Consider the following 21047-nt stretch of genomic DNA (forward strand, 5'->3'; position numbering starts at 1 on the left):
TTTCAAATTTAAACTTTATTCTAAATCATTCTTAATAGCTAAAATTTTCTGAAGTACACAATAAAAGATGTTAAAAAATGTTAATACTGTAATAAGATTCAAAAATCATGAAATCCTTAAAATTCCATTTTTCGCCAGCTGAATTTATTAGACGTTTGGGCTTAGCCAAAATTTACTATTGGTTTAACAAGTAATATTCTTGGTATATTGTTTCAGTATTAATTAGTATTTCATAAATTTCGCTGTTAAAACTAACTTTAAAAGCGAATGAAATACCAAAAATTGAAAAGTTATTTTGCAGGGCTAGCTATAGTTGCTGCTGCCTTTTCTGCAAATGCACAAACCACCAGAAAATTTATCGACCCGGCAAATATGGATTTATCCGTAAAACCAGGCGATGATTTCTACACTTACGCAAGTGGTGCCTGGATAAAAAACAATCCTGTTCCGGCAAAAGAAACCCGCTGGGGATCATTCAACGAGCTTCGCGATTTCAATATTAATGCCGTAAAATCCTTAGTAGAAGAAGCTGCCGCAGACAAATCTGCGCCTGCAGGTTCGGTGAAACGTAGAGTGGGCGATTTTTTCGCTGCCGCGATGGATACCGTTGCCATAGAAAAATTAGGCTACACCCCTATTAAGCCCGATTTAGAAAAAATTAAACAAATTAAGGATATTCAAGGTGTGCTTGACCAGGTGGCTTACATGCGTGTAAGTGGAATTGGCAGCCCAATGTTTGGCCTTGGTGTGGGTCAGGATCGTAAAAACGTTAACAAATACATGGTTAACATTGGCCAGGGCGGAACCACTTTACCTGATCGTGATTATTACCTGAAAGATGATTCAAGAAGCGTAAAAATTCGTGAAGCCTATAATACTTACATTACCACCCTGTTTACTTTAACGGGAAGCACACCTGAAGAAGCCAAGAAAAAGGCAGAAACGGTATTTAAAATCGAAAAGCAGTTTGCTGAGGCACAAATGAGCCGCTTAGAGATGCGTGATCCTTATGCAACTTACAACAAACTTACTGTTGCTGAATTGAACAAAAAAACGCCTGACATTAACTGGGCAAATTATTTAACCAAGTTTAAAATTAAAGGTCAGGATACTTTATTGGTTTCTTCGCCTAAATTTATGACCAGCCTTGACGGGATGTTAAAATCTATCCCTGTTGCAGACTGGAAAACTTACTTAGAATGGAACGTTTTAAAAAGTTCTGCCGGAAGTTTAAGTTCTCCATTTGTTAAAGCAAGTTTTGCTTTTACCCAGGCGCAAACTGGTCAGAAAGTTCAAACACCGCGTTGGCAACGCATGTCATCTCTAACAGATGGCACTATTGGCGAGTTATTAGGTCAGTTATATGTGGCTAAATACTTTAAACCAGAAGCTAAAGCCCGTATGGATGCCATGATTGTAAACCTTCGCAAAGCGTTCGAAATCAGAATTAAAGGTTTAGAGTGGATGAGCGATGAAACTAAGAAAAAAGCGCTGGAGAAACTTGCCGCGTTCGAACCTAAAGTGGGCTATACCACTAAGTGGGAAACTTATACAGGTTTAAACATTAACAGAGGAACTTATTTCCAAAATCTTCGCAATGCAAGCGTTTGGGGTTACAATGAAAATGTTAACCGATTAGGCAAACCGGTAGATAGAACTCGTTTCGGGATGACGCCGCCAACAGTGAATGCTTCTTACAGCCCAACAATGAATTCGATTACCTTTCCTGCCGGGATTTTACAATTTCCATTCTTCGATCCAAATGCAGATGATGCTTTAAATTATGGTGGAATTGGCGCAGTAATCGGTCATGAAATGAGCCATGGATTTGATGATAGCGGCAGCCAGTATGACGCAAAAGGTAACTTAAAAAACTGGTGGACTGCTGAAGACCGTAAAAAGTTTGAAGAAAAAACAAAAGCTTTAGGTGAGCAATTTGATGCCTATACTGTTTTAGATACTGTTCATGTAATCGGTAAACTAACAATGGGCGAAAATATTGGAGATTTAGGTGGACTAAACGCCGCTTACACTGCATTTAAAATGACTAAACAAGGGCAGAGCAATGAGAAAATTGATGGTTTTACACCAGATCAACGTTTCTTCCTGGCTTGGGCACAGGTATGGAGAGGAAATATTCTTCCAGAAAGTGCCGCTCAGTTAATTAAAACAGATCCACACTCACCTGGTCCGTACCGTACAATTGGTGCTCCGGTAAATATGGATGCCTGGTACCAAGCGTTCGACGTAAAACCTGGCGATAAATTGTACAAAAAACCAGAAGACAGAATTAGAATGTGGTAACACTGAAGCAGATGATTTAAAGATTGAATGCGAAAGCTCTCAACATCAGTCTTTAAATCCCTATAGTTTTTCATCTCGAAGAGGAATATCAAACCTATCATGCAAACGTCCCGGGTATCCGGGACGTTTTGTTTTACCAGGGTTTTCTGCAACATGTAGCAGTTAAAACTATATTCATCTATAACTTAAGAAAGCTGATCAACAAAAAATATGGTTAGTTTAGTAAATATTAAATATCATCCTATCTTTGAATAACATAAGTATCATACATGAGAAGCATTATTAAAGCACTTTTTATTTTAGGTTTAGCATTGTCATCTAATATCAGTTTTGCACAGGATAACTTGATCAGCCTGGATGCTCTAATCAACAAAACCGATCCTGCGTGGCCATTGGTTAAAAAGTGGATTGATGCGGCAAAAAACAAAGTTGAGGTTCTGCCTGTAGATTCTGCTAAAGCGAAACAGACTTTATATAACGCTCAGGTTTCTACCTATGCCACCCTCGGATCTGTAATTTACAATACCGGAGGTATCATGGTTGATAATGGTTGGATTAGAATTTTAGGATCAGGAAGTGGGCGTTTAAACAGAGATATTGCCAGCTGGAATAAAGAAAAAACCATTAAAGAATATGGTGATAAAATCCCCTACCTATTAATTGCCGACGATGCAATTGGCGGGTTTTTCGCTATAAATTATGGTGGTTTGGGTCCCGATATTAAAAATGTTTATTACCTCGAACCGAATACGTTAACCTGGCAACCGCTTGGAGCCGGATATGGAGAATTTTTAATTTTTTGCTTCGATAGCGATTTAAATAAATTTTACAAAGGCTTACGTTGGAGCACCTGGAACCAGTTTATTGGAAACCTGGAGGGAACCAAAACCTACAGTTTCCGACCATACTTGTGGGAAAAGGATACTGACATAGAAAAATGCAGTAGAAAGCTGGTTGGTATCGAGGAAATGTATCGTTTTAACATCCTAAAATCAAAAGAACTTAACGCAGATGCGGGAATCAAAAAAGACGATTCAAAACAGTAAAAAAATTATATTTATCAATTATTTTTTCCAAATACATCCCAACCTAATACATCCCAAAATTAGATTATGAAAATTTGGGTAAATAATGATAAAGGTGATGATACGATTATCGCTTTTGCAAACAAAATGATTTATAAGGGAAACCCGATCTCTTCTGAAGTTGATAATTACATTTTTGATTTAAATAGTGGTAAAATTCCAACAAAAAAATTCAGAGGAATTCCATTAAGCTATTTAAAAAGTATAAATACCGAAGTCGGAAGTTCCTCAATAAATCTTGAAGGTAGAGGAGGTTCAGACTATTTATTAATTAAAAATCAAAAAGTTAAGGAAGAAATCTTCAATTATTTAAAGGAAAACATTGCCAATACAACCTTAATTATTGATGAAGAGTCTTCGCGAAAAGCTGTTGAAAAACCACTTATTGCGCTGGCTGTAGTTTGGTTATTTTTTATTTTCTCTTTTACAATGGCTCTTAAGATAGAAGGCGGAAGTAATTTTGAGGTATTAAACGGCCATTCAATTTTAGGTATAATTTTTATTTTAGCACAGTTGGGCACAAAAAGATTAATAATTCTATTCTTATTTTTAGCTGCTATAACGACTTTTGCTTTTATTAAAAAAAGAAATAAACCACCAGTTATTTACAAGATAGAGATTGGATAATATATCAAGCATATTTAGCCTGTGTTTTCTTCGGAAGTTTGGCTAATACCAAAGCTCTTGACTGTGCTACAAGACTTTTCAGTTCCTTGTCGTTAAGCACATCCAAACTGGCAACCTGAATCCATTGGCGTTTTGCTAAGTGATAGGCTTGTGCAATTCCATCTCTCGCAGTCAAGGCATCGAAATCGTCAGGGTTGCATTTAATGGAAAAACTTGATCCGGAATCAATTGCGACGATCACATAAATCTTCTCCTCAATCATGAAACACAAATGATCCCATTTCATGCCTTCGGTAGTACCTGGTAAACTTAAACAGTATTCTCTAAATGATTCGATATCCATTATTCTTTGGTCTTGATGGTGAACAAATGCAAATTTCACTATGTTTGTACCTGATTACGAAAGTAACAATTCTTCTCTTAATCATGAGAATCTTATAATCCTTTATCCTGGTCATGAATATTCTTACCCAAACCGCCGACGGTTCTAATACACTTTACAACGAAACGATAGGCGAACATTATCATAGCAAACACGGCGCCTTGCAAGAAAGTAAACATGTTTTCATCAATGCTGGCTTAGCACATGCTGCGACTGAAAAAACTGAAATATCGATTTTGGAAGTAGGCTTTGGAACTGGGCTCAATTTTCTCTTGAGCTTCGATTATTGTAAGCAAAACCAAATCAAAGTTGATTATGTGAGCATTGAAGCATTTCCACTTGCCATAGATATGTTAAACGCAACAGGTTACGCTGCATTCGTATCGCCAGATATCTGGGAAAATTTTATCACCAACTATGAGCAAAGTTTAAAATCGAAGCAGCATTTATCTTCGCACTGCGATTTAGAAATTGCGCACACCGAACTTGCAACTTTTACTACCGATCAGAAATTTGATGTAATTTATTACGATGCTTTCTCTGTTCAACACCAGCCTGAAATGTGGAGTGATGAAATTATTGCCCATGTTTGCAGTTTTTTAAAACCGGGCGGAACTTTTGTAACCTATGCCATTACCGGGAAACTTAAAAGAGCCGTGAAAGCTTGTGGTTTCTCTGTCGAAAAGCTACCTGGAGCACCAGGAAAAAGGGAAATGCTTAGGGCCACCAAAGGAATGGAAAATGAATAATAGGGTAAATATTTAGCGTCAGTCCTCACCTATCCTTTCTGACACAAATCCGACTGGCTGAAAAAACCACTTTAGTACATAATTGTTGACCTTATACTAATCATCATTATTATGGAATTATGGAAAAAAGAACTTTAGGAAAAACCGACTTAATTATAGCGCCCATTGCATTTGGAGGGAACGTATTCGGCTGGACAATAGACGAGCAAAAATCATTTGAAATATTAGATCACTTCGTTGAAAGTGGATTCAATTTTATTGATACCGCTGATGTTTATTCGACATGGGTTCCTCGTAATAAAGGCGGTGAATCAGAAACGATAATTGGCAACTGGCTAAAAAAGACGAACAAGCGCCAGGAAATTATAATTGCTACCAAAGTGGGCTCTGACATGGGTCAGGGAAAATCACTTAAAAAAGACTATATCATTAATGCTGTAGAGCATTCGCTTTCGCGTTTGCAAACGGACTATATCGATTTATATTTTTCACATTTCGACGATGAAACTACGCCTGTTGATGAGACATTGGGAGCCTATGAATCACTAATTAAGGCAGGAAAAGTACGGTGGCTCGGTGCCTCGAATTTTTCGGCTGATCGTTTAAAAGAATCTTTGCTCTTCTCTGCAAACAACAATATTCCACGCTACGAAGTTTATCAGCCCGGCTACAACCTTTTTGATCGGGAAGAATTTGAGCAATCACATGAAAAAATCTGTCTCGACCATGGGCTTGGTGTTATCACTTACTATTCCCTGGCAAGTGGATTTTTAACCGGAAAATATCGCAGCGAAGATGACTTGAAAAAAAGTCAGCGAGGTGGTGGTGTTAAAAAATTCCTAACCGAAAGAGGTTTTAAAATTTTAGATGCCCTAGATAAAGTTGCAGAAACGCATGGCGTTGAGCAAGCATCGGTAGCATTAGCATGGCTACTGCAAAGGCCTTCAGTTACAGCCCCCATAGCAAGTGTTACTGATTTAAGTCAGCTGAAATCGTTTACGGAAGCAGCAAATCTAAAACTCACTCCAGAAGATATTTCTCTTTTAGATCAAGCGAGCAGCTATTAAAAATATTCTCTTATATTTAAATGCCCGATTAGTGAAACAATTAATCGGGCATTTTGTATTAAACAGGATTTTTATATAACCATGAAAGAAAAACTCACTTTTCTACCCAAGCTCGCCCTTGTATTGTTCTGTTTAATAAGTTTAACCTACATCGCTATTTTAGGGCATTCGTTGTTGGCGCCACTTTTATTTTCTTTTCTGATGGCAATTCTACTTTTGCCAGTCAGTAACTTTGTGGAGCGAAAATTTGGATTCAAGAGAAGCCTTTCTACCATCTGTTCCGTTATTGTAATGATTGCCGTAATCGGTGGAATAGTTTACTTTTTTGGCAACCAACTGAGTTCACTATGGGCAGACTGGCCCCTGCTGAAAGAAAAAGCGAATGTTTCTTATCACGAGTTACAGAAATGGATTTCAACTACCTTCCATGTAAATACTGAAAAGCAGCTTGCTTACTTAAATGATAGCACTGAAAAAGCACTCGCTACCAGTGCCACCATTGTAGCCACTACCCTGGCCACATTATCATCAACCTTGCTGTTTATGGGTTTTACGCTACTTTTCACCTTCTTTATACTCAACTACCGCCGCGTACTTTTCACTTTTTTAACCTCGGTTTTTGCAGCACAACACAAAGAAAAGGTTACCGAAATTGTGAACCAAATACAGTTCATCATCAAAAAATATATCATCGGTTTATTTTTACAAATGTTAATCGTAACGGTTTTGATGATCACCGTACTAAGTTTACTGGGGGTAAAATACGCTGTTTTACTTGGCCTTGTGGCCGGCATCTTCAATGTTGTACCCTACCTCGGTATTTTCTTTGCTTTGCTGGTAAGTTGCTTAATTACTTTTGCCACTGCCGGCGCAGGTAAAGTACTCCTTGTTTTAATCGCTTACATTGGTGTTCATGCTATTGATGGCAATATACTGATGCCTCTTGTAGTAGGTTCCAAAGTAAAAATCAACGCATTATTTGCCTTTATTGGCATTATAGTCGGCGAGATGATCTGGGGAATATCAGGCATGTTTTTATGTATTCCATACTTAGCTATTTTAAAAATTATTTTCGACCGCGTAGATACCTTGAAACCCTGGGGCATTTTAATGGGTGAAGAACATAAACCGGAAAAAAAGAAGCGGGTGTATCGCATTACGAAAAAGATTAAATTAGAAGAAAAAGATTAACAAATGCCTGAAAATAGGTCACCTCACATATTAAGTACATCAGCCAATTTATTAGGAATTTGCTTCATCGTATTAACTTCGCTAAAGAAATTAAACCTGGTAGATGATTCTATAATTGATGAATTTGCGGTAGTAGCAGTGATGCTTTTTATGACGAGTTGCATATTATCATTCATATCAATGCGAAGGGAAAGACAAGAAAGTCAGAACTTGGAAAAAGTTGCCGATTTTGTTTTTTTAACGGGCTTGGTCGTGCTATCTGTAGCCACTATTTTAATCGCCTTCAACTTAATCAAGTAATTTTGCCAGGTGTCATTTATTATTAACTGTATAAAGTGAAACCTCTATTTATTCTTCTTGTTGTTTATATAGCTTTGATGGCCTTTGGTGGCCATACCGCCTTTGATAAAGGCGATATTTTCGCAGGAAACATCGCGATGGCGGTGATGTTGCTATTTACTGCAATTGGGCACTTTAAATTTAAAACTTCCATGGCTGCAATGATTCCGCTATTTATACCAAAAAAAGTAGAAATTGTAATCTTTACAGGAATATTGGAAATTGCTTTTGCCGTTGGACTTTGTATTGAAAGTAGCCGCTATTATTCCGGAGTCGGTCTGATCGTTTTCTTATTGGCAATATTGCCAGCTAATATTTATGCTGCAAAACATCAAATTAACTATGAAAATTTATATCAACCGGGGCCAGGTGTAAAATATTTATGGTTTAGAATTCCTTTTCAGTTTTTCTTAATCGCCTGGGTTTGGTACTTTAGCATTCGCTAATAAAAATACCATGCCGAAGAATCCTATTCCTGTTACCGCAAATAATCCCGCTGGCGCTTTTAACCGCCTACTAACTGTTTTAGATACCTTACGTACGCAATGTCCGTGGGATAAAAAACAAACGATGGAAACCTTGCGCCACCTTACCATTGAAGAAACTTACGAGTTAAGTGATGCCATACTGGAAGGCGATTTAGAGGAAATCAAAAAAGAACTAGGCGATGTAATGATGCATTTAGTATTCTATGCAAGAATCGCTTCAGAAACCGACGCTTTCGATATTGTTGATGTTTTAAATGGTGTTTGCGATAAGCTGGTTAATCGTCATCCTCATATTTATGGTGATGTAGAAGTAGAAAACGAGGAAGACGTAAAAAGAAATTGGGAACAAATCAAACTAAAAGAAGGCAATAAATCGGTTTTAGCTGGCGTTCCAGCATCATTGCCCGCCTTGGTAAAAGCTGCCAGAATTCAGGAAAAAGCCCGCGGAGTTGGTTTCGATTGGGAAGACAAAAGTCAGGTTTGGGAAAAAGTTGAAGAAGAACTTCAGGAATTTAAAGCCGAATTTAATGTTGCAGATCAAACCGCAATAGATATAGACAAGGCAGAATCAGAATTTGGTGATGTGCTTTTTTCATTGATCAATTATGCCCGATTTATCAACATCAACCCTGAAAATGCTTTGGAAAAAACAAATAAAAAGTTTATCAAACGTTTTCAATACTTAGAAACCAAGGCAAAGGAAAATGGTAAAGCCCTGGCAGATATGACGCTGAGTGAAATGGATATTTATTGGAACGAAGCAAAGAAATTGTAGCATGAATTTAGGAGAAAACGAAGTACCGAAAAATCTAATTGGTATCATTACTTTTAATGTTACTGCAACGCAAACTGTTGATGGAGGTGTTATTCCGTGGATTAACATAAGCAAGGCAAATGAGGAAATCTTGAATCTGATAGATGCTGATGAAATAGTGATACCTGAACATGAAATTACTGTTGTTATCGATTACCCGCTAACAAGCCCAACATCTTTTCAGTTGTTTTCAGCTATCGGTTTCTCCCGGAAGTTATTACTGATAGAAATTAGAGAGCAGTTTTTAAGCCTAGCCAAAGCAAAAACATTAGATGTTTCAGCAATTGATTTGGTAGCCTTGGATGTTTACAGAACCAATTCTGGTAAAATCGAAATCACTTTGGATATTGATGTTTAAACAAAAGTTTAATGTAAATTAAAAACTAAACGCTCCTATGAAAAATTATCTTTTTTTAATTCTGTTTTTTCTATCAATTATTAGCTGTGTAAATAAACAACAGAAAAGTATTGAAAACATTAGTAAAAGGGAACAGGATGCTGTGAATAAGCAAACGGCTGATTTAGGCGAATTAATCGCATCCATTCCATTTGAAGTTAAAACAGACAATAAGGATTTTGAGAATGGAACGGCTCCTTGGGCAAGAATTGACAGCATAGATCAGCAACTTCCCAGGCTTATTGATGGAGACAAGAAGATAATCGAGCAGGAGGAGGTTACCCTGTTAATCGATTATCCTTTAACCAACGAATATCGAAATACTTTTTTCAGCAAAAATGGTTTTACAAGAAAACAGCTTCTTAAAATAGTTAGTGATACATATCATAAAATTTATGAGGAAGAGGAAGCATCTGCAAAAGTTAAGACCATACCCATCGAAAAAAGAAAGCAACTGATTAATAGAAATCAGACTGACGGAAAATATGGGATCTGGGGTCATGATATAGCGGATCTTGTACTGTCAGAAATCTCAATTTACAAGAATGCTAAAGGGAAAGTTTTCTTGGTATTGGGTATTGAATCATAATCTGCCAAAATGATCCATTAACATGATACCATTTTTCACCTTCCAATTTGGAAAATTAGGAAGTTAAGGAACGGGATAAAGAAAGCAATGTCATATTTTCGACAGAAGTGGAGAAATCTTAAAACCTGACAGATTTAGTAAAAAACACCATCAACATAATACCATTTACCCTCTTCGAATTTGAAGTTCGATTTTTCATGGAGCACATCAGTTTGAAATTTGTTATTCAAATAATAGGCCTTGAATTCAACTTTATCATACGCTGCTGATATAATTTCTAGCTTAAGCCATTTGGTATTTTCAGCACTTTTTAGATAAGCATCTTTCGAATTTCCTTTACGTTTACTGATGTGCGTGGTTTCGAAAAGGTAATCTGCATCTGCTATAACAAAGGCCGAATATCGAGAACGCATAAGCATCTCGGCGGTTGGCGCATTGGTGACTTTTAAATGGTATGGCTGGCAGCAATTTTCATATTCTAGTTTCGTTCCGCAGGGACAAATCATCATTTAGCTTTCGATTAACGAACAAATTTAGGATTAAATATTTCCTCTGCTAAAATTTCCGTAAAATTGCACTGAAAAATAATGAGGTATTTCTTTCACATTGCATATCAAGGACAGTACTTTAGCGGTTGGCAGAAACAGCCTGGCGTTAAGAGTGTACAAGAGGTTATTGAGCAAACCCTTTCTAAAATATTAAAGTTGCCAATTGCTATTAATGGCTGTGGAAGAACGGACGCACATGTTCATGCAAGCCAATTTTTTTTTCATGCAGACATAGAAAAAGCGATTGATTTTGATCTGCTTTACATATTAAATAAAGCGCTTCCCTATAACATTGCTGTGTTCGACATTATCAAAATGGAAGGCAAGCCACATGCCCGTTTTGATGCCGTTCAACGCAAGTACGATTATTTTGTACACACCTACAAAGATCCTTTTCTGAGTACTCAAAGTTCATTTTACCAGGTGAGCGATCTTAATTTTGACAAAATGAAAGCTGTGGTAAAGCTTCTGCCAAAATACAAAGATTACCGGGCTTTTTGTACGCATCCAGATAAGTATGAACATACCATTTGCAATGTAATGGAAGCCGATTTATCTGTAAATCCGAAAGGAGATCGTTTCCGGTTTCACATTGCAAGCAACCGTTTTCTGGGCAAAATGATTCGCATTACGATGGGTAAAATTCTAATGGTAGGTAAAAATGAGCTGAGTGTCGATGAGTTTGAAAATGACCTGATCACCCTGCAAGCATCAAAATTATCATTGCCAGCGCATCCTACAGGGTTATATTTATCAAAAGTAACCTACCCCTACCTAAACCTAGAACCTAGAACTGATTTTATTAGTCCGTTACTAGGAACTGAATGGATTTCAGTATAATTGTAGCATTTTGAATGTCAGTTTCGTTTTACCAATAAAACAAGAACAACAATCATGAAAACGCTTAGCTACATCCTCCTTTCAGTTTTATTAACTAGTTTCGGTTGCAAGAAAAAGAACCTAGAAACCAATTCAAGCATCGAATTTGCGTTGAACAAATCGCAGATGGTTAATTCTGCGAACGTCACAGTAACCAACATCACCGATAACCGATGTCCTCCTAATGCAGATTGTATTACCGCTGGTAAGGCTGAGGCGCAGCTCTCGTTAAAGGTTAATGGCGAAACCAAAGATTTAACGCTGTGCATTGGCGGAGATTGCAACAAAGCCGGCTTATCAGATCAACAAACTTTCAGTGTTGCAAGCGTAAATTACACTGTTAAACTTGTTGAAGTAAATCCATACAATACTTTTGAAAAAGTGGTTGTTCCAAAAACGGTAAAGCTGCAAGTAACAAAAATGTAATCTCGATTTAAGTCTATAAAAAAACCTTTAAGATTTAGAACTCTTAAAGGTTTTTTATTTGCATTCAGCTTAAAGCTTATCTAAGCGTCAATTTTGGCATATTTTGCATTACGCTCAATAAACTCCCTACGTGGGGCAACTTCATCGCCCATTAACATAGAGAAAGTATGGTCGCATTCTGCTGCACTTTCAATTGTGGCTTGCAATAAAGTACGGGTAGCAGGATTTAATGTAGTATCCCAAAGCTGCTCAGCATTCATCTCACCCAAACCTTTGTAACGTTGAATGTGTACACTATCTTCTTTACCAGCACCTTTTAAACGTTGTACAGCAGCATCGCGTTGTACGTCATTCCAGCAGTATTCAAATTCTTTACCTTTTTTAACCTGATAAAGAGGTGGTGATGCAATATAAACGTATCCTGCTTCAATTAAAGCCCTCATGTAACGATAAAAGAAAGTCAGGATCAACGTTGTAATGTGCGAACCGTCAATATCAGCATCCGTCATGATTACGATTTTGTGATAACGAAGTTTCGTCATGTTCAAAGCCTTATCATCTTCTGGCGTACCAATGCTTACGCCTATAGCCGTAAACATATTTTTGATCTCGTCGTTTTCGTAAATTTTGTGCTCCATCGCCTTTTCTACGTTCAAAATCTTACCCTTTAAAGGCAAAATAGCTTGAATGTTTCTATCACGACCTTGTTTAGCGGTACCACCCGCCGAGTCGCCCTCTACCAGGTAAATTTCACATATTTCAGGATCACTGTCAGAGCAATCGGCTAGTTTTCCTGGCAAGCCAGAACCACCCATCACACTCTTACGCTGAACCATTTCACGAGCTTTACGAGCCGCAGCACGTGCCGTAGCAGCCAAAATAACCTTGTTGATGATCATTTTAGCTTCCTTTGGGTTTTCTTCCAAATAAGCACCTAAGGCCTCACCAACAGCGATATCCACAGCACCCATTACCTCACTGTTACCCAACTTAGTTTTGGTCTGCCCTTCAAATTGAGGCTCTTGAACCTTAACAGAAACTACAGCAGTTAAACCTTCTCTAAAGTCATCGCCGGTGATTTCCATCTTCAGGTTTTTCAACAATCCTGATTTATCAGCATAACTTTTTAAAGTACGTGTTAAACCTCTACGGAAACCGGCAATGTGCGTGCCACCTTCATGTGTGTTAATGTTATTTACATACGAGTGAACATTTTCCGAGTAACTGTCGTTGTATTGGAAAGCCAACTCAACAGGAACACCATTTTTTATGCCGTCAATATAAATTGGTTCAGGTAAAAACGATGCACGGGTACCATCTAAAAATGTAACGAACTCTTTTAAACCACCTTCAGATTGAAAAACTTCTGACAAAAATGAACCATCTTCCAACGTTTCACGCTCATCAGTAAGTGTTAATTTAATTCCTTTGTTAAGGAAAGCCAATTCGCGTAAACGACTGGCAAGAGTATCATATTTATATTCAGTAGTTTGCGTAAAAATAGTAGCATCCGGACTAAAAGTTACGATCGTACCACGTTTATCAGTAGTTCCAACTTCTTTTACATCATATTGCGGAACACCAATTTTATATTCCTGCATCCAAATTTTACCTTCGCGATGCACTTCTGCCTTCAAATCGGTAGATAATGCATTTACGCAACTTACCCCAACACCGTGTAAACCACCAGAAACTTTGTAAGTATCTTTATCAAATTTACCACCAGCGTGTAAAACCGTCATTACAATTTCAAGCGCCGATTTATTTTCTTTTGTATTAATACCAGTCGGAATACCACGACCATTATCTTCTACTCTGATCGAATTTCCTTCTAAAATTCTAACGTCAATAGTATCTGCATGACCGGCCAAAGCCTCATCAATCGAGTTATCTACAACTTCGTAAACCAAGTGGTGCAAACCTTTTACACCAGTATCACCTATATACATCGAAGGGCGCTTACGCACCGCTTCCAAACCTTCTAAAACCTGTATATTATCTGCCGAATAATTTGACTTTAAATCTTGTTCTTCGCTCATATATTAATTAAAAACTATAAGTATCAAAAATACGGAAATTTTGGCAATTAAACTAATATGTGGATAAGTTTTAAGACGTTAAAAACTTATCCATAAAACGGCTTATCGGGCATTTAAACGAGGATTTGGAAAGCAAAACCAGCTCTTCCGATGGATGTCAGTCCCGCTGTCCATTACAAGGCTCAATGAAGAATTGAGCGCTTTCCATTTTCATCGGGTTTAGGTGGCTAAAATCTGCAACTATTCATAACGAAATCCGAATAGATCGCGTCAAAAACATGAGACGTTCCTACGGAACGAAATACCAATTTTATATTTTTTTCTACCGAGGAGACGTCCCGATGGGACGAAGCAAGTGGTAAATAGCGGCAGTGCTGATATAACAACATTTCAATTTGGCTTAGTTTGTTTCTCACATTTAGCTAGTGATATTAGCCTTAATTGAGATACTAGAAAAGAAAGCAAGGCATTTTTCGTTCCATAGGAATTTTTCACGGTAAAAAAAAACACCAAATGATGTCGTTCCGTAGGAACGTTTTATTGGTAGAAAACGTTTTATCGGTAGAAAACATTTGATCAGGAAAAAACAAGCGAAGCATTCTTTCGTTCCGTAGGAACGTTTCCTGCAAAAAAAAACAATAATTTAATTCATATCCTTTGAAACGTTTCGTGAATCTTGAACCCTGCAACCACAAATTTAAGCACTACCAGTGCCACCTAAACCCGACAAAAGCGAGCACGAATCCCGATTTTTTTTATCGGGAGAAGTAAAGCGGCTGGCGGGACAAGCTTTAAAACAGAACACCACATTTGCTTTTCAAATAATAATTGACAACTAAACTTCGTTAAATCAACCTATAAACGATTATAATTGAAAAGTTTATGGGCAGAAACTATTTATTGCATACTTAATTATCATTTTTATCTTTGCTGAAATTTATTAAACAATAATGGAAAGAAGAACCTTTAAAACCTTTGGTTTATTTGCGACTGCTGCTTTAATTACAGCATTTTCTGCATGTCAAAACAAAGACGCTAAAACAACTGAAACTAAGAAAACAGATAGCACCACAGCAGCAGTAGCGCCGAGCGAAAAAATTGTTTACGTTAACTCTGATTCTTTATTAACTAAATACGAATACTTCAAAGATTTGAAAGTAAAATTTGAAGGTAAAACCAAAAATGCTCAGGCTGATATGCAGGCTAAAGGTCAGGCCTTTCAAAGAGAATTGGCTCAATACCAACAATCTGCTCAAACTTTATCTGCTGATCAACGCAAATCGACTGAAGAACGTTTAGGTCGTAAACAACAAGAATTACAAGCTTACCAACAAAATGCTGGTGCAGCTTTACAAAATGAGCAAGCAGCCGAAAACGAAAAACTTTATGATAAAGTTGCTGACTATTTAAAAGGTTATGCAAAAGAAAAAGGCTATAAAATGGTTTTAACCTACTCTAAAGGTAATAGCGCAATTTTATTTGCTGATGAAACTTTAGATGTGACTTCGGAAGTGATTAAAGGCTTAAACGCCCAATACAGCAAGAAATAAATTTTAAATAGATATATAAAAATGCCCCGATTCATCGGGGCATTTTTTTTGCTTAAATATTTATCATGGAAAACGATCACAAAGAATTTATGCGCATGGCGATTGCGCTATCAATACAAAATGTTACAGAAAGTATTGGCGGACCATTTGGGGCAGTGATTGTGAAGGATGGAAAGTTTGTTGCTGGCTCGGCCAATAAGGTTACTTCTACCAATGATTCAACAGCACATGCGGAAGTTTCGGCCATTCGTTTAGCCTGCCAGAAATTAAACACTTTCGATTTAAGTGGTTGTGTAATTTATACGAGTTGCGAACCTTGCCCGATGTGTTTAGGAGCCATTTATTGGTCGCGGATTGAAACAATTTACTTTGCAAACACTAAGGTTGACGCAGAAAATATTGGCTTCAGCGATAAATTTATTTACGAAGAACTGGAAAAGCCAATGGATAAACGGTCGTTACCTGTGGTACAAATGATGCGAGATGAAGCGATGCAAGCATTTAAACTCTGGGGCGATTCAGCAATGAGAATAGATTATTAAAAACCAGGTTCAGCAAAAAGCTGAACCTGGTTTCGCCGCCGATAATAAATTTTAGTTTGAATTTCTTCTATCATGTAAGCACTTAACACGTCAAATCTTGCAGTGTTTAGCATCCACAAATACATCCAAATCTCCTTGTCTTAAGGCCCTGTAATGATTTCCTAGATAAATAGACTTAAAGTTGAACTTAAAACATCAATCAAGAATTAAAAATTTAAGGAACAATTTTTGCAATAAATGCAATATGAATTACGAACAAAAAATAACGAGTGAAGTTGATTTCTGGAAATTTAAAATTTTACAAAAGCCATCACTTTTTAATAAGGTGACTAATTCTGTTCAAAAAAAAATTAACAGTTATATTCCTGATAAAGTTCACAATGCCATAACCATAGCGATAAAACAAATGGTTAAAGCCGTACTTTTTGGTTCTACATTTACCACTTCAAAACCATTAACAGATTTAACATTGATGCATCGAGAAGCATTAATCAAACAAAAAATTGAAAGCTATAAGAAAACAGGCGCAGCGGAAGGTGGAATTACGGGAGCTGGAGGATTCTTGATGAGCTTGGCTGATTTTCCTCTATTGCTGGGCATTAAAATGAAAATGCTTTTCGATATCGCTGCCGTTTATGGTTACGATGTCAAAGATTATCGCGAACGTTTATTTATCCTTCACATTTTTCAACTGGCATTTTCCAGCAAAGAAGAGAGCCAGAATATTTTTGTTAAAATGCAAGATTGGGATAATAAAGCACATCAACTTCCAACAAATATCGATGAATTTGACTGGCTCACCTTTCAGCAACAGTACCGAGATTATATTGACCTGGCTAAGCTGGCTCAAATGCTACCCTTTGTTGGTGCTGCAGTGGGTGCGGTTGCAAATTACAAATTGATCGATAAGTTGGGAAAAACTGCAATGATGAGCTATAGAATGCGCTTTTTCAGCATGCAGTATGCAACAATAAGTACCGAAGAAACCGACAATCGAGATTTGAGAATTAGTTAATCTTCATCTTCAAACAAACCACTAATTAAGTCGTCAGTCTCTCTCCGATCTTTTTTAGTTGGTCGGCCAGTTCCCCGATCTCGCTTTAAGTTAGGCGAGTGAAATGCTGATTTAAAAGCATGGGTTTCCTCTAGCGGTGTTAGATCTTTGTATTTAGTTAAGGCAGTTGGTGAATCTGTTCTGTTATAAGAAAAATCAACAACTTCAATCACTTTCTTCTCTATTCCTTTTGATACCTGATAAACATCGCCAATCTTCACGATAGCTGAAGGCTTTATATTTTGCCCTTTTAATTTCACACGGCCAGCTTTACAAGCTTCAGTAGCCAGGCTTCGAGTTTTAAACAACCTAATCGCCCACAAGTATTTATCTATCCTAAGTTTTTCCGTTTCCGCCATGATGCTTTGTTAATTGGTGTTGTTTACGAGGTGCATATCCTAAAATTCAAGTGTCTGACTTATAAAAACCAAAGTTAAACAACCTAAACTAAAAACGAAACCACCAACCTAATCAAAAAAAACCAAACACCTAAAAATCTAAAAAACCAAAAAAATTGAGTTATTTTGCGTAAAATTTAAAAACATCATGTATTCAGATTTAAAGAAATTAATTGAAGCCGCTTGGGAAGACAGAACTCTTTTAAAGTACAGCAACTATTGCGAAGCTATTGAAACCGTAATTTTAGGATTAGATAAGGGTGAAATTCGCGTTGCTGAACCAGTTTTGAACTCTTGGGGCATTAATGAATGGGTAAAGAAAGCGGTAATTTTATATTTCCCAATTCGCGAGATGAAGGAAATAAAAAGCGGACCATTTGTTTACCACGATAAAATGGACTTAAAAACCGATTACAAAGCAACTGGAGTTCGTGTAGTGCCAATGGCAAGTGCTCGTTACGGTTCGTTTTTGGCTAAGGGCGTAATCATGATGCCATCTTATGTAAATATTGGTGCATATGTTGATGAAGGTACAATGGTCGATACCTGGGCTACTGTCGGTTCATGTGCACAAATCGGAAAACGGGTTCACTTAAGCGGTGGCGTGGGTATTGGGGGTGTTTTAGAACCAGTACAGGCTGCTCCAGTAATTATTGAGGATGATGCGTTTTTAGGTTCAAGAGCCATTGTAGTGGAAGGTGTAAAAGTAGAAAGAGAAGCAGTCCTTGGTGCAAACGTGGTTTTAACTGCATCAACTAAAATCATCGATGTAACTGGCCCAACGCCTATCGAATATAAAGGTATTGTTCCAGCTCGTTCAGTTGTAATTCCAGGTAGCTATACTAAAAAATTCCCATCAGGAGATTATCAAGTTCCATGCGCTTTAATTATCGGTAAACGTAAAGAAAGCACAGATAAAAAGACTTCACTTAACGATGCGTTGAGAGAAAATAATGTAGCAGTATAGTAATTAGTTAAGAGTTGAAAGTGGAAAGTAACATGATGCAAGAAAATCGCAAAAGTTTGATTTCTCTGCAAGAGAACTTTCAACTTTCAACTTTAAACATTAAACTCCGAATTGGTTTCGACGGTAAACGGGCCGCGAATAATTTAACGGGGTTAGGCAATTATAGCCGATCGTTAATTGAAGCCTTATCCGAACAATTTCCTGAAAATCAATACCTCGTTTATTCGCCAAAAGTAAAATCTTCAAGGCAGATAGATGCTTTTTTCGAAGCGGAAAACATCAAGCTAAAACTGCCAATAAACGGTACTTTTTTGTGGCGCTCACTAAATATTCTGAAAGATTTACTGAGAGATAAAGTTCAGATTTTCCATGGCCTAAGTCATGAAATTCCTTTCGCTATTCAGCATACAAAAATCAAATCCATTGTTACGATTCACGATTTAATCTTCCTACGTTATCCGCTGTACTATAAATTTATCGATCGGAAATTGTACGAATGGAAGAGCAGATCTGCCTGTGAAAGAGCTAATCAAATCATCGCAATAAGCGAAAAAACGAAGGCTGATATCATTGAATTTTATGGCATAAATCCTGGAAAAATTGAAGTCATTTATCAAAGTTGCAATGATAGCTTTAAAACGGCCTTTCCTCAAACTACCCTTGATAAAATCCGAACCACTTATAAACTACCGCAGAAATACTTACTAAATGTTGGTACCATTGAAAATCGGAAAAATCTCAAACTGATTGTCCAAGCATTGAAAGATGTTAACGAGGAATATAAGTTGGTAGTTATAGGAAAGAAAACAGCCTATTTTAAAGAAGTAGAAAAGGAAATTAAGCTTTTGGGATTGAGCAACAGAATTATTTTCCTTAAAAACATCCCTTTTGCAGATTTGCCAGGCATCTACCAAATGGCTAGTGTATTCGTTTACCCCTCTTTTTATGAAGGCTTTGGGATTCCCATTATCGAAGCCCTGTATTCTGGAATACCCACAATTGCGGCGAGTGGTTCTTGTTTGGAAGAAGCTGGCGGGCCAGACAGTATTTATGTCAACCCCAATGATCCCGAAGGTTTATCAGCAGCAATAACTAGGGTCCTATCATCTTCAACTTTACAAAACGAGATGAAAGAAAAAGGGCTGGAATTCGTTCAAAAATTCAACAGCCCTTTGGTAACGCGGCAATTAATGAATTGCTATCAAAAAGTTTTAAGCTAATTATTTAGCGGCAAGTGCATTTGGCGGATACTGCGCCAAAATCTCTCTTACGCCTGTATACAATCTTTCTTCTCGTTTATTTAAATTATCAAGGTTAAAGCCAGAGCCTCTTCCATGCCAAAATAATATTTTTTTGTTGGGATCTAAAAAGTCGATAATGATGGTCCCTTCTATATATTGGTTAACATAAGTTGGACCACCGCCCCAACCCCAGCCTCCCCAGCCACCACGCCAGCCCCAGCCGCCGCCCCAACCCCAACCACCAAAGCCAGAGTTGTACATGTCAGTTTTTTCTCTTCCTACCACAACAAGGTTTACCAGCATACTCGGTTTATCAGCTTTAACAAATCCTTTTGCGTTCATTTCAGCTTCTACGGCTGCCATCAATCTACGTTTATCAAGATTATTAAGCCTTACTCGCTCAATTCCTTTGTCGTAGAAGTTATAAGTTTTGTAAGCGGTGAAATCTACGTTTTTATCGTAGTCGGATGCTGTCCTAAGACTCGAACATCCTGTTAATGCCAATACAACTGTAAATAGCATTAGTAGTGTTTTAAATGTTTTCATTTGTGCGTTGTTTTTATTTGAATAACCTGAAATAAATATAGTGATTTTGTATGTACAAAAATACTGAGATCAATAATTTTACATTTTTATTGTCAATTAAAAAACGAATAAATATTGATTTAGTTTTAGCTTATAGCGCTTAGCTTTAGGATATTATGAAAATTTAACATTTGATAGAAAAAGCTAACTTTGCAGTATGCTAAAAGATGAAATTAATAGAGCCTTAGAAGTGATTAAAAACGGCGGAGTAATCCTCTATCCTACTGATACCATTTGGGGTTTAGGCTGCGATGCAACGAATGCTGATGCAGTAGAAAAACTGCTTAAAATCAAGAATCGGCCAGCAGAAAAAAGCCTGATTGTGCTTTTGGATGTGGACAGCAAGCTTCAAAGCTACGTTAAAGAAATTCCTGAGGTGGCCTATGATTTAATTGAATACGCAGAAAACCCCTTGACAATCATTTTTTCTGATGCAAAAAATTTAGCTCCAAATGTGATCAACACAGATGGAAGCGTGGGTATTCGTATAGTTAAACACGATTTCTGTACGCCCCTTATTCAGCGGTTTAGAAAGCCTGTAGTATCAACATCAGCGAATATAAGTGGCAAACCATCACCACAGTTTTTCGATGATATCGACCCTGAAATTATCGAAGCTGTTGATTATGTGGTAGACTTTCAGCAAGAAGACCGCAGCATCAAAAAACCATCTACTATCATGAAACTCACGCCAAGCGGTCAATTTGAATTTATCCGCAAGTAAATTTTAGTACTTTTGTAACCTATTTAAATCGCCTTCGCCCCTAAGTTTTCAGGGATGTATGT

The 21047-nt window shown here is 37.3% G+C and carries 24 protein-coding genes; 19 read left to right on the forward strand and 5 right to left on the reverse strand.

The features are described 5' to 3' along the window. Positions 1–267: 267 nt before the first annotated feature. The 3 genes from ACZZZC_RS18265 to ACZZZC_RS18275 all read left to right on the forward strand — a co-directional run bounded on the left by ACZZZC_RS18265 (position 268) and on the right by ACZZZC_RS18275 (position 4016). A complete protein-coding gene (locus ACZZZC_RS18265) occupies positions 268–2304 on the forward strand; it encodes a M13 family metallopeptidase (protein WP_463483488.1) in 2037 nt (678 codons plus the stop codon). A gap of 269 nt (positions 2305–2573) precedes the next feature. Further along, positions 2574–3350, forward strand: coding sequence for a DUF2625 family protein (locus ACZZZC_RS18270; RefSeq protein ID WP_463483489.1), 777 nt, complete (start codon positions 2574–2576; stop codon positions 3348–3350). 66 nt (positions 3351–3416) lie between these two features. After that, the gene (locus ACZZZC_RS18275; RefSeq protein WP_463483490.1) at positions 3417–4016 is read left to right on the forward strand and encodes a hypothetical protein; all 600 of its coding nucleotides are present in this window, start codon (positions 3417–3419) and stop codon (positions 4014–4016) included. Between the two features lie 4 nt (positions 4017–4020). On the opposite strand, the gene ACZZZC_RS18280 is transcribed toward ACZZZC_RS18275, so the two are convergent. Further along, positions 4021–4359 carry an MmcQ/YjbR family DNA-binding protein gene (locus ACZZZC_RS18280; protein WP_463483491.1) on the reverse strand — a complete coding sequence of 113 codons (339 nt, stop codon included), beginning with the start codon at positions 4357–4359 and terminating at the stop codon, positions 4021–4023. Positions 4360–4472: 113 nt separating this feature from the next. On the opposite strand from ACZZZC_RS18280, the gene mnmC2 reads away from it, so the two are divergent. From mnmC2 to ACZZZC_RS18320, 8 genes are all read left to right on the forward strand, one after another. Continuing rightward, positions 4473–5147 carry a tRNA (5-methylaminomethyl-2-thiouridine)(34)-methyltransferase MnmC2 gene (gene mnmC2 / locus ACZZZC_RS18285; protein ID WP_463487844.1) on the forward strand — a complete coding sequence of 225 codons (675 nt, stop codon included), beginning with the start codon at positions 4473–4475 and terminating at the stop codon, positions 5145–5147. 119 nt (positions 5148–5266) lie between these two features. Further along, positions 5267–6214 (forward strand): aldo/keto reductase, encoded by a 948-nt coding sequence (locus ACZZZC_RS18290; protein ID WP_463483493.1) that lies wholly within the window; start codon positions 5267–5269, stop codon positions 6212–6214. An 81-nt stretch (positions 6215–6295) separates the two neighbouring features. Next, the gene (locus ACZZZC_RS18295) at positions 6296–7405 is read left to right on the forward strand and encodes an AI-2E family transporter (RefSeq protein WP_463483494.1); all 1110 of its coding nucleotides are present in this window, start codon (positions 6296–6298) and stop codon (positions 7403–7405) included. 3 nt (positions 7406–7408) lie between these two features. Next, the gene (locus ACZZZC_RS18300; protein WP_265797966.1) at positions 7409–7705 is read left to right on the forward strand and encodes a hypothetical protein; all 297 of its coding nucleotides are present in this window, start codon (positions 7409–7411) and stop codon (positions 7703–7705) included. A 35-nt stretch (positions 7706–7740) separates the two neighbouring features. Next, the gene (locus ACZZZC_RS18305) at positions 7741–8190 is read left to right on the forward strand and encodes a DoxX family protein (protein ID WP_463483495.1); all 450 of its coding nucleotides are present in this window, start codon (positions 7741–7743) and stop codon (positions 8188–8190) included. A 10-nt stretch (positions 8191–8200) separates the two neighbouring features. Further along, a complete protein-coding gene (gene mazG, locus ACZZZC_RS18310; protein WP_463483496.1) occupies positions 8201–9007 on the forward strand; it encodes a nucleoside triphosphate pyrophosphohydrolase in 807 nt (268 codons plus the stop codon). A 1-nt stretch (position 9008) separates the two neighbouring features. Next, on the forward strand, positions 9009–9404 hold the full coding sequence (locus ACZZZC_RS18315; RefSeq protein ID WP_463483497.1) for a hypothetical protein: 396 nt from the start codon (positions 9009–9011) through the stop codon (positions 9402–9404). 37 nt (positions 9405–9441) lie between these two features. Next, positions 9442–10032, forward strand: coding sequence for a hypothetical protein (locus ACZZZC_RS18320; RefSeq protein ID WP_463483498.1), 591 nt, complete (start codon positions 9442–9444; stop codon positions 10030–10032). Between the two features lie 134 nt (positions 10033–10166). Here the strand turns inward: ACZZZC_RS18320 and ACZZZC_RS18325 are convergent, their stop codons facing one another. Next, a complete protein-coding gene (locus tag ACZZZC_RS18325) occupies positions 10167–10541 on the reverse strand; it encodes a YchJ family protein (protein ID WP_463483499.1) in 375 nt (124 codons plus the stop codon). A gap of 78 nt (positions 10542–10619) precedes the next feature. Here ACZZZC_RS18325 and ACZZZC_RS18330 point away from each other — a divergent pair, with 78 nt between their 5' ends. Both ACZZZC_RS18330 and ACZZZC_RS18335 read left to right on the forward strand, forming a co-directional pair. Further along, positions 10620–11420, forward strand: a complete 801-nt coding sequence (locus ACZZZC_RS18330; protein WP_463483500.1) for a tRNA pseudouridine synthase A — start codon at positions 10620–10622, stop codon at positions 11418–11420. A 54-nt stretch (positions 11421–11474) separates the two neighbouring features. Further along, positions 11475–11885 (forward strand): hypothetical protein, encoded by a 411-nt coding sequence (locus ACZZZC_RS18335; RefSeq protein WP_463483501.1) that lies wholly within the window; start codon positions 11475–11477, stop codon positions 11883–11885. A gap of 80 nt (positions 11886–11965) precedes the next feature. Here the strand turns inward: ACZZZC_RS18335 and gyrB are convergent, their stop codons facing one another. Next, positions 11966–13924, reverse strand: coding sequence for a DNA topoisomerase (ATP-hydrolyzing) subunit B (gyrB, locus tag ACZZZC_RS18340; protein ID WP_463487845.1), 1959 nt, complete (start codon positions 13922–13924; stop codon positions 11966–11968). Between the two features lie 950 nt (positions 13925–14874). On the opposite strand from gyrB, the gene ACZZZC_RS18345 reads away from it, so the two are divergent. The 3 genes from ACZZZC_RS18345 (at position 14875) to ACZZZC_RS18355 (ending at position 17031) form a co-directional block, all read left to right on the forward strand. Further along, on the forward strand, positions 14875–15474 hold the full coding sequence (locus ACZZZC_RS18345; RefSeq protein ID WP_463483502.1) for an OmpH/Skp family outer membrane protein: 600 nt from the start codon (positions 14875–14877) through the stop codon (positions 15472–15474). A 65-nt stretch (positions 15475–15539) separates the two neighbouring features. Then, positions 15540–16016, forward strand: coding sequence for a nucleoside deaminase (locus ACZZZC_RS18350; RefSeq protein ID WP_463483503.1), 477 nt, complete (start codon positions 15540–15542; stop codon positions 16014–16016). A 244-nt stretch (positions 16017–16260) separates the two neighbouring features. Continuing rightward, entirely contained in the window at positions 16261–17031 is a 771-nt protein-coding gene (locus ACZZZC_RS18355) for an EcsC family protein (RefSeq protein ID WP_463483504.1), read from the forward strand. Here the strand turns inward: ACZZZC_RS18355 and ACZZZC_RS18360 are convergent. Further along, positions 17028–17429 carry an RNA-binding S4 domain-containing protein gene (locus ACZZZC_RS18360; protein ID WP_463483505.1) on the reverse strand — a complete coding sequence of 134 codons (402 nt, stop codon included), beginning with the start codon at positions 17427–17429 and terminating at the stop codon, positions 17028–17030. The two genes, ACZZZC_RS18355 and ACZZZC_RS18360, sit on opposite strands and share 4 nt — an antisense overlap. 187 nt (positions 17430–17616) lie before the next feature. Here ACZZZC_RS18360 and ACZZZC_RS18365 point away from each other — a divergent pair, with 187 nt between their 5' ends. Further along, positions 17617–18435, forward strand: a complete 819-nt coding sequence (locus ACZZZC_RS18365) for a 2,3,4,5-tetrahydropyridine-2,6-dicarboxylate N-succinyltransferase (RefSeq protein ID WP_056849511.1) — start codon at positions 17617–17619, stop codon at positions 18433–18435. 32 nt (positions 18436–18467) lie between these two features. Next, entirely contained in the window at positions 18468–19655 is a 1188-nt protein-coding gene (locus tag ACZZZC_RS18370; protein WP_463483506.1) for a glycosyltransferase family 4 protein, read from the forward strand. On the opposite strand, the gene ACZZZC_RS18375 is transcribed toward ACZZZC_RS18370, so the two are convergent. After that, the gene (locus tag ACZZZC_RS18375) at positions 19656–20222 is read right to left on the reverse strand and encodes a DUF4136 domain-containing protein (protein ID WP_463483507.1); all 567 of its coding nucleotides are present in this window, start codon (positions 20220–20222) and stop codon (positions 19656–19658) included. Positions 20223–20418: 196 nt separating this feature from the next. Here ACZZZC_RS18375 and ACZZZC_RS18380 point away from each other — a divergent pair, with 196 nt between their 5' ends. Continuing rightward, a complete protein-coding gene (locus tag ACZZZC_RS18380; RefSeq protein WP_463483508.1) occupies positions 20419–20985 on the forward strand; it encodes an L-threonylcarbamoyladenylate synthase in 567 nt (188 codons plus the stop codon). The last annotated feature ends 62 nt before the right edge of the window (positions 20986–21047 follow it).

Source organism: Pedobacter sp. AC212, from assembly GCF_979258625.1.